Annotated in this window: 9 protein-coding genes and 1 pseudogene; 6 read left to right on the plus strand and 4 right to left on the minus strand. The window is 47.0% G+C overall.

Going from position 1 to position 12,778, the window contains the following annotated elements:
- Window positions 1-60 precede the first annotated feature (60 nt).
- From O3S85_RS03125 to O3S85_RS03140, 4 genes are all read right to left on the minus strand, one after another.
- Window positions 61-705, minus strand: a complete 645-nt coding sequence (locus O3S85_RS03125) for a hypothetical protein (RefSeq protein ID WP_269537777.1) — start codon at window positions 703-705, stop codon at window positions 61-63.
- A gap of 68 nt (window positions 706-773) precedes the next feature.
- Window positions 774-4,757 (minus strand): hypothetical protein, encoded by a 3,984-nt coding sequence (locus O3S85_RS03130; protein WP_269537778.1) that lies wholly within the window; start codon window positions 4,755-4,757, stop codon window positions 774-776.
- A 275-nt stretch (window positions 4,758-5,032) separates the two neighbouring features.
- Window positions 5,033-6,358: an FAD-dependent oxidoreductase gene (locus O3S85_RS03135; protein ID WP_269537779.1), complete on the minus strand. Its 1,326-nt coding sequence runs from the start codon at window positions 6,356-6,358 to the stop codon at window positions 5,033-5,035.
- Window positions 6,359-6,622: 264 nt separating this feature from the next.
- Window positions 6,623-7,297, minus strand: a complete 675-nt coding sequence (locus O3S85_RS03140) for a hypothetical protein (RefSeq protein ID WP_269537780.1) — start codon at window positions 7,295-7,297, stop codon at window positions 6,623-6,625.
- Window positions 7,298-7,435: 138 nt separating this feature from the next.
- On the opposite strand from O3S85_RS03140, the pseudogene O3S85_RS21235 reads away from it, so the two are divergent.
- The 6 genes and pseudogenes from O3S85_RS21235 to O3S85_RS03165 all read left to right on the plus strand — a co-directional run.
- Window positions 7,436-7,558: pseudogene (locus O3S85_RS21235) on the plus strand (helix-turn-helix domain-containing protein); the annotation flags it as partial.
- Between the two features lie 153 nt (window positions 7,559-7,711).
- Window positions 7,712-8,452, plus strand: a complete 741-nt coding sequence (locus O3S85_RS03145) for a substrate-binding domain-containing protein (RefSeq protein ID WP_269537782.1) — start codon at window positions 7,712-7,714, stop codon at window positions 8,450-8,452.
- 108 nt (window positions 8,453-8,560) lie between these two features.
- Window positions 8,561-9,514: a tetratricopeptide repeat protein gene (locus tag O3S85_RS03150; RefSeq protein ID WP_269537783.1), complete on the plus strand. Its 954-nt coding sequence runs from the start codon at window positions 8,561-8,563 to the stop codon at window positions 9,512-9,514.
- A gap of 1 nt (window position 9,515) precedes the next feature.
- Complete coding sequence (locus O3S85_RS03155) at window positions 9,516-11,369, plus strand: extracellular solute-binding protein (RefSeq protein WP_269537785.1); 1,854 nt, start codon at window positions 9,516-9,518, stop codon at window positions 11,367-11,369.
- A gap of 90 nt (window positions 11,370-11,459) precedes the next feature.
- Window positions 11,460-12,290: a MotA/TolQ/ExbB proton channel family protein gene (locus O3S85_RS03160; protein WP_269537787.1), complete on the plus strand. Its 831-nt coding sequence runs from the start codon at window positions 11,460-11,462 to the stop codon at window positions 12,288-12,290.
- Window positions 12,287-12,745: an ExbD/TolR family protein gene (locus O3S85_RS03165; protein ID WP_269537788.1), complete on the plus strand. Its 459-nt coding sequence runs from the start codon at window positions 12,287-12,289 to the stop codon at window positions 12,743-12,745. Before O3S85_RS03160 ends, O3S85_RS03165 begins: the two co-directional genes overlap by 4 nt.
- Window positions 12,746-12,778 lie beyond the last annotated feature (33 nt).

The raw sequence follows: 12,778 nt of genomic DNA on the forward strand, positions 1-12,778 counted from the left end.
GAGCTCCAGGATTGGGGCAGTTAGACGGAGGTAGAGATGGGTTTCCGTTAACTAAATATACTAATTATTAAGCATCTCGGATATCCAGTTCAGCTCAACGCTGTCGGTGCCTGGCTTATTATAAAATACAATCGTGCTTGCTCGGTTTTCGTCTACTGGCCAGATATTAGTATAAAATCGTTTCCAGTCATCTTGAGTTCTAAAAGCAAACTGTATCTGAGTGGCGCTTTTGTTCTTCGCCAGTTTTATTTGGTTTTTCTTCAGGGTTGAGCGCTCACCCATTTCAATGGCGATCTTTTGATCTCCAAATATGCCAATCACTGGTTTTGAAGAAAGGTTTATGAAGTCAAATTGACCTCCTCGATCCGCTAGATTACTCGTATTGGGATAACCAATAATGGAATAGTTATCTCCAGTCCGGTCCTTGTTTATAAAGAGAATCCACTCGCTCGCTTGACCTTTGAATACGAATTTGCCTACGGGTATTCTGACTTCAGTGCCAGCAGTATCCTTACTTAATTTATAAATAGTCATCTCAGGATTGCCACGATAGGTGAAATCGCTTCCTAGGCGTCCTGGGTAAGCGACAAGTTCTTGGTTCGTGTCATTGCTGTAAAAGTAGACTTGCCGAACCGGCATGTTCAGGGACGCAATTTTGAATTTTCGGACAATTTGCTCTTGGTCTTCAATCTGCGCATGAGTCATTGTCCCAAATGCAAAGAGGAATAAGAGAATGAATGTTGAACATTTCATATACTTGAAGGAATTGAGATTTATTCAGGTATTTCTTCAGGATCTAGCCATCGGAATGATACCAGTTTGAATCTGCGTCCGAATGTTTCATTGATTTCTGAAAGTGCAATGCGTGTCTCATGGCCAGTAACTATATCCGCTGGCAAGTTTTGGTCGGCATTTTCACCATGGTTCACATACTGAGGTAGCCTTTGTATGACTGCCTCGCACATGGCCTTAGAGATTAAATTGCCGGTCAGTGGATCTTTTGCTTCGCCATAGGAGCGAATGCTGAAGGTGTCTCCTCTGACTCTCATTTGAGGTCCTAGCACTCTAAGGATGTCATTTTGAAGTAGATAGCCTGGTAGTCCCGCTTGGGGAGCAGGGACTAGGTCCTGGTCTGGCGCATTGTCTATGCCCCCGCTGGTGCCATCATATTGGTCGTTGATGCCTGAGGCATCTATGGCTGCTTGAAGGGCTCCCTTATCTCCCGTTGGACCCGAATGGAGACGTCGGTTTACGAAGTCTGCCATGGAAAGGAAAGGACCACGGGCTTGAACTTCATCGACGATGGCAGCAGCAAGAGTTCTAATATCCTCAGTTTCTAAGGAGGCGAAGCCTGGATAGTTGTAACTACCGTTCTCGGCAGGACTGCTAAATCGTAAAAAAGTATATTCTAGATCACTCGGGCTCAGATCAGACTGACTGTAAGTTCGGGTATTAAAGTAGTCGAGGGAATCATCGGATGATGCCGCTCTCACACTGCCCAAGAACGCGGTCCAAGCATCTACTGAGGTTGAGTTTACGTTAAATCCTCCCTGGAGTAGAAGCTTGGAGGCAGCACTGTCCATATCCCTCAGGTCAGTGAGGTAGTCAGCGGTATCTTGGCCTTCTTTAAAATACACCAATCGCTTGTTCGGGAGCGGTTTATTGCTTTCAATGAAAGATTCGTCGACCTTTTCAAAAGGAGCGAATGTTTGCTCCATATATGGCCGATCATATCGCGCATATGGGCTGTCGCTGGGAATGTCTGTATAGTCTACAGGAACTCCAGAAAAGAAGTACTCATCATAGAGTGCATCGTTAGACAAATAACTGAGGTCAGGTAATAGAATCTCGGCTCCAAGGTAGTCATTGTTAACGGGAGTGACTGTCGCAGTTTTAGAACCAAAGGGTGGGGCGTAGCTACTCCCAATCGCATAAGTGGGCATGATGTCAAATAATGAAATATTGGCATGCATGAAATCGGTTACAGAACGGATCGGTTGCCGTGGGACATCAAACAATGCCAGCGAAGTTTCGCTGGGTTCTGCACCAATCAGTGAGGGTGACAACACGACACCATCGTGTGAGAGTGATGCCTGTGGTTGATTGCTTAATCCGCCGACGCCTTGAGTGATGACACTAGTCTCAATACCAAGGGCTGGGCGTATGTTTACGTCATTCCCTAGGAATCCCGATTGCTGCATGCGACGCGGATTGGTAACTGAATACATCGGCAAATCGCCATTTTGTTCGGTTGACTGCATTTTCCATTCAAAGATCGCAAAGTCTGTGACATAGCCGACTAAGGATTCAATCGGACCGAAATCATAATACATTTGGTCGCTTGGAGTATTGCTGTTGATGAAATTAACCGGTGAAAATTGATTAAAGTAGATCTCTTTGTCTACATGGGGCATCCCAATAAAAAAGTCACCTTGGCCTTGATTCTCCCTCGTGTAAGGAGATCCTATCTCGCGTTCTATGTAAAAATCAGTGTCAAAAAATCGGACGTACAGATTTTTGCCGATTAGGTTGCCACCTGAGTCGATACGCTCGAGGTTTTTCAGCGGAATTCGTTCTGAATCGGGTACGGTATGAGCATACTTTCGATCAAAAGGCACTGCTCCCTCCAGGAGTATTTTGAATCCGCGTAAGGGATTATATTCTGAATTCGAAAGCAGTTGCAGGCTGGTATCTTTGTATAATGCATAGGAACGATCTGTATGCAGACCATTCAGGAGGGTGGAATTTGCATTATAGCGCCCGCCGATGAGTAGGGCCTCGCCGGGAGCAAAGCTGATTGGCTGCGTGGTGTAGTCTAGATCGCTCGAACCATTTCCTGACGAAGAGCTATTTCCTGAAATTAGGCGATTTAAGAAAACACCATTTGTGTGAGGATTCAATTCATATACATTACTTGTTTGCCAGGCGGAGTCATCACCTGAGTCGCTTGGAGGGACGTTTTCGCCATTATAGTTTTTAATGATTAACTCGCTTTCATCAAAGACTGGAGGTGTGCCAACCGCATCTGTGCGATAGAATTGAAGTGGAATATAGAAATTTCCACGAATTTTGTAATTCTGAGCGGGTATGCTTACATTGTATGGATTCCACAAAACAAAGTAGGGATAGAAATGAATCAACAGTTGGTAGAAGTCATCTTCGGTGTCGGGCGTGTTGTCCGTTCCATTCTTTTTGCGTACTTCCAAGCCCATCTTAACGCCAGCGCGTGTCATGACAGGTGAAATGTTGTTCCACACGGGTTCACCTCGATTCAGTCCTTCTGATGGGCTGCGAGCTTTCTGGCCTACTTTAAAATCGGGGCGAGCAGCATAAAAATCGACGAGCTGAGGCATGAAGGTATTCGCCTTACCGGGCCCATTCGGTACGGTGTATATACGCGGTAATAGCGTTGTCACAGTGCCTTCATCCATGCCTCTCGGGCTATAAGGCGTGTCATCTAATCCACTATGTGGGATGAGTCTCTGGGAGTATTCTTTCCAGCCTAACTCATCAATTGGTGTACTCCCGGCAAGGGGCATTCCTTGCGATGAGTAGCCAGAATACCTATAGCCGTAAAAGCTATTACCAGCCAATCCCTCATTAAAATACATTGTGTAGGGCAAATCTGGTTTGTGGGCATGATATAAGCCATAGAGCGCATCCCATGTTGGACCATGCACCTTGCTGTCGCTGTTCGCTTTAATGTAGCTTGGTAATGCTGCCGGTTCGTATCCAGATGGAAAGGGTGCAATAAACAATGGTGCTGGCTCAACCCAGTCATGTCCGTCATGATTAACAATATCGAGGTCTCGGTCATCTCTTTCCGCTAGACGCTTCAGGAAATCAGGCCATTGCTCTTCTAGTGCACGGCTGAGGTCCATCTTTAAGCCTCCGTTTTGTGTGTCGGTGAGCAGACTATAGGAACTGTAGGTGAAATCGTGGCTATAAGCATCGCTGAGCTCTTGCAGTTTATTTGAGTCAAGGGCTTTCCCAAACAACAGTGGTAGGTATGAGAAATCGGTAATGCGATCAACATTGTCCGATGTCATTTGTGATGAATCATACCAATCAAGGTCAGTTAAGTTTACCAGATCGGATGACTTGCCTTCCGCTGCTTTTAGTTGCTGTGCCAAGAACTCATTGCTGCTTTTATTATTTGAAATCGCATCCCATATTTCTTCGCGGTTGTAAGGGAGTGCGACGTTTACCTTCAGCGATTCATCTTCGCTCCACCAGGCGTATGAATTGGAGCCGTCTAAATCGACTAAAGGGACTTCGACGGCGTCATTTGCCCCAGCTTTTGTTTCTTGGACAATTACTTTTGTGCGGGTAACTTGATTGGTAATGTCATTCGCTGGCGTTAGATTTACTCCTTCCGGAGTCGATAGTAGCCATCGAGGAGCGTTGTCAGAGCCTGGTGCTGCAGACAGACCTGGTAGTTTGCCGTCTGTATCTCGGTTGAGTCCGTAAGACTGCATATTGTCAGGCAGCGCGTCGTCTGATTCGTCTAATATTCGGTTGTCCCAAACACCAGTCCAGTATTTGTTGCCGGCCGGTAACGCGTCGCTTAAAATATCAGCTCTGGCAGTGACGCGTTGGTCGGGACCAGCGGTTTGCTGTATTACACCAATAGCTTCCTGGAGTCCGTACAGAGCATTGAGTCTGGCTTGCGATGAATCTTTATTGATCGCAGCGTTTCTCGTTTCTATGGTGGTCAGAGAAGTCAGTGAAAGCGCAAGCAGTAGTATGAAAGCCATCAAGGATAAGGCAATTATGATGGCGAAACCTCTTCTGGGTTGGGGCCAATGCTTTGCGGTTTTCGCTGATTTATTATCGAAAGCCGATCTGGATGTGAACCTGGGGTAGCTCATTGCTTTAAGGTATGAAATTGTCTATCGGAGAGGCTGGGGGTATTGGTTTGAGCAACGCTTTTGTCTGGGCTGAATCGCTGTTCTTATTTTACTTTTTGCCGTGTATTCAGGAATGAAAACGCTTCATGTGTAAAAAAAATGATTTTGGATCTACCATCAAGCTAAGGAGCGACTTCGTGTGATACTCCTTTGGGGGCAGGTATTCGCAATTTTTCGAGAGACTTAATCACTTTTTGCGCCGGGATATTGGAGGGGGCAATGTCATATTTTGTTGCAAGAGCTGCCGCAGTACCTGCCGCTTCACCAGTAGAAACAGCATTTCCTGTTACGCGATAGCTGGCATGTGCATGAAAATCACCGCTGATGCATCGTCCTGCCATCAACAAGTTATCGATATCTTTCGCAATTAACGCGCGTAGTGGTATGTCATAAGACTGATAGTGGGATACGCCATCTTTGCTATAGCCGCCTCCGTCTGATTTTTTGACGCTATGTACGTCGATACCGAATTCGCAGCGGGTTATCGCGTCGGCATGTTTTACGCCGTTCATGATGTCATCGACAGATATCTGATAAAGCCCGCGGATACGACGTCCTTCGCGGATGCCAATATGGGCGCAAGTGGCGACAAGGTGGACCTTGTGCCATTCTTCTGAAAACTTTTTCATGGCCTCGACCGTCGCATGGATTTCTTTTCTGGCATGCAGAGTAGCCTTGGTGAGGTCCATGGATTTGAGTCCAGAAAACTCGTATTGGTGATCTACCATTAGCGCACATAGATCGTTTGGCAAGGGGAAGAGGGAAGGCATCTGGTAACTTGGTTCGTGGCCTTGTCTTCGCAGCATGTCCAGGAACTCGTGTTTCGGGATGCAGGTGGTACGTTTCGAGCCAATATTGCTATCACGCACATACTTTGGAACGCCAGCTACTAAGCTGATTAAACTAAAAGGCTGAGTCAGGCCATCGCTAGGACGCCCTAGATCAAATTGGCACCCTGCTTGTGCGGCTAAATCGCCATCTCCTGTTGTATCGATAAAGTTATGCCCACGAATGACCCTTCGGCCTTCCTTGCACTCAACATAAATCTGCCGGATCCTACGATCAGTTGTCTCCGCGCCGGTGACTTTTGTGTGCAATAGTATAGTCACTCCCGCTTCTTCGCATAGCTGCTCTAACACTATTTTCATCATCTCCGCGTCATACACATCCCGATCAGGAGAGATTGCTTCCGCGGCACGAAGACGCTGGCGGATTTCCACTATCAGACCTGGTTTATTCTCAGCGTCCAGAATATTGGATAGTAGTCCGCTGGTCCAAACTCCCCCTAGAGCATTTTGTGGCTCAATCAACAGTGTCTGGGCACCAGTTCTACCTGCTGCAATGGCAGCAGCAACACCTGCGGGGCCTGCGCCAGCAACGACAACATCGTATATTGTAATATTGGAAATCCCGTTGGGAGCCTCCATATGTTCGTAGGTGCTGCTCATTGTGTGTGGATTCTGGCCGGATTAGTGCGAGTCGTGGACTCGTGAAGACCGTGCTGCTTTGCTTCTTATACCTGCGGCGTGACTAAAATTACCTGTGATGTTTGACTGTGAATAGCGTAGGAAACGTTGGGTCTTCCCTTAGGTTGGATGCTCTGGTGTCAGAGCACATATCAATCCTGTGCAACTTGACTTAAATACGAACTCCCTTGGTGAAGGCCTCGGGAGTTCGTGCTTAAGAAAACTATTCCAAGATGGCCCTATAGTTTATTTACGACGGAAGCGTCTTAGCAGCGGTACTAGTAATGCAACGGGTAAGAGATACAGAGCAGAACTGGGCTCGGGAATTGAGGATATGCTAATATTGTCATATCGGTAGAACCCGCTTGGATTACTGCCGCTAGGAGTTGTTGTGGTGCGGCTAGGGTATAGGCGGATCGTTAAATCGCTAACATTGCTACCTACGAGTATCGAGCCCGTCACTGATGTCATGTGGGTGGTGTTATCGGCAGGAATCGATAGGGTGGCTGTCGTTGAATTATCAGGCTGAAGCGTCAGGCTGCCGGTGAATGAGTCGAGGCTGGTTTTTACGCTGCTTCTAGCATCGAAGGGCTCCGTGCCTGCATTTTGAGCGCCAAAATCGAACTGAAGGCTAAGCTCTTCGGGCAAGAAGCCGGATGTTGCGGATATGCTGACTTCGAGATAGCGGCTGGTGATTAGGCTGGTGCCTAAATTGGCCAAATCGGAGAATGCGGTGCTGGTCGCACTGGAAAAACCGCCGGACGTACCAGTCCAAGCTGCGTCATTTCCGGTGTAGCCAGTTTCCACGACTGTTGCAGATCTGCTGCCGCCATCAAATGTGTACTGAATCAGCGTCTGAGCGTTTAGTGAGCATACTGCCAGCAAGGTTGCTGCAGCGGTAATATGTAGGGACTTAAACATACTTTTAGGATTAGGGGTGAGAGTGTTAGGTTGATTAATCTTGGGTGATTACCTGAAGCAGCATTATTCACTGGACCTCGCGTTTCAAATGCTTTTCTATGCTTATCTATGCATGGTGATTCTGATAAGCATGTAAAGATGATCGATGTAGCGCGTGCAGCGGGAGTGCATCAAACAACCGTATCCCGTGCGCTTCGAGGTGATCCGGCATTGCCAATGGCTACCCGAAATCGATTAGTCGAATTGGCAAAGAGTATGGGATATCGGCGGAATCCACTGGTATCTGCATTGATTTCGGAGCGTCGAAGGGGTAAACCCACAGGACACGGGGCGTCTTTGTCAGTATTATCGGCAGGTGGGCAGCCTGATCGTTGGCGTAGTAAATCAGCGTCATACACTGCGATATTTCGACACATGAAAGCTTGCGCCGAAGAGCTCGGTTATCGTTTGGAAGAGCACGCCGTAGATAACCCGGATTTGAGAACGGAACGGTTGAGAAAAATATTACTTGCTCGTGGGGTGCGTGGTTTAATCATTTCTCCAATGTTGCCTGTTCCTGAGATTATGGAGCTGGATTTTTCTGATTTTGCGGTAATCGCATTACGCTTGGGCGCTGTAGAGCCTTCAGTTAACCGAGTGGCACCAGATTACTTTTCAATTGCTTCAAATGCGTTGGACAAGTTGTGGGATTCTGGACATCGAAAGATTGCCTTCTTCTCTCAGGCTAAGGTCGATGAAATGGTCCGCCACCGCTCTCTGGCTGCTTACCTGGCAAAGCGCTATGTCAGCAAAAAACATTTTCTAGAGCCGAAACTTATGGAGGATTGGTCTTTCGAGGACTTTAAGGCCTGGTTTGTGAAGCACAAGCCGGATGCTATTATCGCTTCAGTTCATCTCGACTATATGATTATTCGAGATTGGCTCCGATCCCTCAACGTTCCAATTCCAGAGTCATTATCGGTGATCAACTTGGACTGTCACGCAGATACTTCCGAAGCGGGTTTTATTCATGATCATGAGTTGGAGGCTCGCTATGCCATCAAGCTGCTCGTGAGCAAAGTTGAGTCCGCAGATTTCGGTATCCCTAGAGCGCCAATTCGCTTGTCCGTGCCTGGCATATGGCGCAATGGCGACATGTTTGCTCCAAGGTCGTAATGCTTTAGGCTGATCGTGTCTGTGGGCGTCTGTATCTATTTGATGTTCGATGACTCTGGGCTACCAATGCATTGGTAAGCGTAATTAAATGCTCTACTTCATACCCCCATGTTCGGCTATTATCGAAGTATCGTTTTTCGAACTTTTTCTATTTCAGAAATGTCCAACCCCTTATCAAATCAGTGGTTTTACAGGCTCACTGCAATGCTGGCGGCTACTGCTTGCATGTTGCTGTTTACTAGTTGTGGCTCAAGTGATAGCGAGAGTGCTGCAGCCGTTGGATGGGAGGATGCGCTGCGAATGTATGATTTCGGAGAGGCATACGAACAGTTGTCTGAAATTCAGCCCTTGCTTGCCCAAACGGATGAAGATTGGGCAAAAGTAACTTTCGCGTACGGGCTGGCTTGTTGGCATCGCCCACCACCGAGTCAGAAGATGATAGATCAAGCTCTCGTTTTGTTTGAGCAGTTGTTGGCGAGCCAAGCTTCGGACGCATTGAAAGTGCGGACCCAACTGTCTATCGGGAGAATATATGAGGTTTACGATTATCCTGGAGATGAGGTCGATTTGAATAAAGCTCGTTCATGCTACCGGCAGGTGATTGAGGATAATCCAACGGGTGAATTCGGCTACAGGGCTTCGATGCGTTTGGCTCAAACATATGTACAAGTAATTGACGACGATTCCATTGCTGAAGCCGAGCGTATTATACTTGAGCAGATAGACAGAGACCCCGACTCAGAGTGGGCCAGTCTTGCCTATCAATATTTGGGAGACTTGTCCTACCAATACCATGGAGACATGCCAAAGGCTCTAGAGTTTTATCAAAAAGCGGAACAGGCCGGATTTGTCGAAGAGTCGCGCGAGCACTTTTTCCTTTGGAACATGGCGCATTGGGCTGAGGAACTCGGAAATGAAGAGGAGTCTTTTCGGCTCTATTCAAAGATTGTCTCTAAGCATTCCCGCAGTCCTTACGGGACATTGGCGCGCGACCGTGCTCAGGCTTACGCTGACGCGAATCAGGAGCTTGGTTTAGAGATTCCGGAATTAAAAAGATTTTAGTATGGCTGACGTCAAATCAGGTAAAAAAAGCTGGAACCTTAATTGGGTTGCGCTAGCGATTCTCTTAATTGCTTACATTTTTAGCGCAGGCAGATTCTTGCTGCATTCGTTAACTCACCAAGATGGTGATAATAGCAAAGTAGTGCGAGTTGCGCACTGGCAACTGGAGCCTGGATACAGGGAGGCACTAGATTGGGCGATGCAAGAGTATAACAATCTGCCTCACGTTAAGGAGGCTGGTATCAAAGTGGAGCAACTTCCATTGCCGTCGCGTGTTTATGGACAGTTTCTGAACGTGCACCTCATCAGCGGGACAGCTCCAGATATCGCGGCAGCAGGACGATCGAACTTAATCAAGGGCAATTCTCTAGGCCGTTTTTATACCGCTCTGGGATCCTACGTGACTGAACCCAACCCATACAATGCTCTGGAATTCACTTCGCCTGATTTAGAGCCCGAGTTGCGTGAGTACCTGGCAACTGCGGCTTGGAAGGACACACTGATCGATGGCATGGAGGGTGGTTGGAGCCCCTTTCTGAATGATTACTATAAAGTTCCGATTAGCAATCTCGGCGGGAATCGTTTCTATTATAATATGACATACCTTCGAGAAGGTAAGGCACTGATTGAAGATGCGTTAGCACAGTCGCCTCAACCCGAATGGCTCAGTCGACTTTGGCTAAAAGGTGAGCATGGAAAGCAGCAGGGTTACCTCCCAGACAATCAACGACTGCGTGATTGGCTGGCCAACAAAGACGAACCACCTCAAACACTTGGGCAGTTGATTCTCTTTTGCACGGCCATCCAAGAATACGCGCGGCAAAATAATCTTGAGTATCTGACCCCAATATCTGTTGGCAGCTACTCTGCTGGCGATCCCATATATAACTATGAAGCTGCGATCTTTCGTCTTTTCGGTCCTGTTCTTGATCAGGATGGAGTGCCGGGGGTTAGTGGATTGGAAGCTATTGATGGTTTGGCCAGGGGGGCTTGGTCTTTGGACTCGGAACCCATGCGGGAATATGTCGATCTGGCTAGGTTGCTCGTTACGTTCTATCCGGCTGGTTATCAAGGTTTGGATCGCGAACAAATACAACGGCGCTTTGTTTCCGGTGAGGCTGCTGTTTTTGCCTCTGGCAGTTGGGATGCGGCCGGTGTGTTCAAGGGAGCTCAATCCAGTGAAGATCCGGAAAAGCGCTTCAATGTTGCGATTGCGCCGGCCCCAATGCCTGCTTCAGACGAACGGTGGGGAAATTATATGAATTATGTGCAATCAGAAGCAAACTTCCAAACAGGAGTCCCGCTTTCAATTAATAAGCAATCACCGAACTTTGACTGGGCTTTAGACTTTCTTCAATTTGCTTCATCTCAACCGGTAAATGAAGAGATCAATCGTCGTGCATCCTGGCTGCCAGTGACGATTGGCGCTCAGGCGGTTGATTCGATGGTTGAATTCAAGCCAATCATAGAAGGCTATCCAGATTTGGAGTCTTTCTATCCCGTCAACATGCGATCTGCTATACGTTCCAAATGGATTGCCGACTTTCGCTTAGTTATCACTGGTGAGCTCTCATACGATGATTTTATTTCGGGTATGATGGACTTGATTGAACGTCCCCATCAAGGATTACAGGGGTACTGGAACTCTGAGCTGTTTAAAATTCGGGATCAGTCGCGTGCGTTAGATCGAAATCTTTCTGTCGACGACTTTGCATCCATCAGTGCAGATGATCCACGTTTGGAATCCAGAAAGCGATCGATGTTCTATCAAAGTGTTTTGACTGACGAAGGTGCTAGTTTGGAAATATTATGGCGGCGTCTTCATGGTGATGCGCCTTTGCCTAGAATCGATTAAATTTTACCGCCTTGCCTAGGGGCCGAACTGTCAGATTTTTTACCCTGTTATTGGCCTTCGCTCGAAAAATTATTGGAACATAAGGAAAGTATGATGTTGAAGACAGTTGCTAAATATACCCCGAAAATTTCGCTATATTTCTGCCTGATTCTGGCAGTGCTTCTAGGAGCAAGTGCGAATCAGTCTTTATCGGCTCAGGCTTCAAATGATCTCGATGCCGCACTGGGTGATGCTGTGTTGAATAGCACTGAAGTTGATTGGCTCGAGCAAATTAGTGCTGGTGGATTTACGATGATTGCACTCGGTTTGGTCTCAGTTGCGGGATGTGCATTTGCTTTAGAGCGCCTAATTACCATCCGTGAAAGAAAAATCTGCCCACAGGCACTCATCAGAGGAGCGGATATATTCATACAAGCAAGAGACCTTGATGGACTCAGTCGATTAGCTGCAGAGAATTCCAGCACACTTGGTCGGATCATTCAGTTTATTATCGAACACCGTGATAATGATTATGAGAAGATAACTGACCTCGCTCAAAATATTGGTGCACGTGAAATAATTGACCAGGAAGAGCGAAATTTTCCTCTCGCTGTGATTGCATCGGTTGCCCCTCTGCTTGGACTGCTGGGCACGATGATAGGAATGATCGAAGCCTTTCAATTGGTTTCAGTTTATGGAGATGAGGGGGGTGCCTCAATGTTAGCCGGTTCGATTGCTAAAGCGCTGATAACAACTGCCGGTGGGCTCATGCTGGCAATTCCGGCTATCTGCGCCTTTCACTATTTTAAGCATCGACTGCATAAACTGGGTGTTAAACTCGATCAAAGCGTTGAGCAGATCATTACTGGTATCTTCTTCAATCGGGTTGAGCAGATTGAAGTAGAAGTTTCTGAATCAATTGAAGTAACACCTCAGGCATGATTATTCGCCGCAAGAGTCGTATCGGAGCAGAGGTGCCATTATCACCGCTCATTGATTGTGTGTTTCTACTGCTTATTTTCTTTCTGGTCACGACCATGCTTAAGAAAACTGAAAAGCAGGTGCCAATTCTCATGCCGGAAGCAGACCTTGCGCTCGCAGATGAGTCAGGCGATAATGTTCTGATCATTGGAGTGGATTTAGAAGGGAATCCGTATCTCGGGCGAAGGGGAACAAGGATGTCTCAAATGATAGACTTTACTCCGATAGACAATCTCTCGGGTTATTTGCAGAGTCTTGCTGAGGCGCAAAGTAGTGATATTCCCATACAACTGGCTGTGGATCGAATGACTGAAACTCAGGAAGTCATAAGCATACTGGATGTTTTTCAGATCCAAGGCTTCCAGAATGTATACGTAAGCACCCGAGAGAATGATCAAGCCGATACGTCGAAATAGATTTAACTAATAATGAAAAAATTAGAACTAGGT

The organism is Cerasicoccus sp. TK19100 (assembly GCF_027257155.1).
In the GTDB taxonomy this organism is placed as follows: domain Bacteria; phylum Verrucomicrobiota; class Verrucomicrobiia; order Opitutales; family Cerasicoccaceae; genus Cerasicoccus; species Cerasicoccus fimbriatus.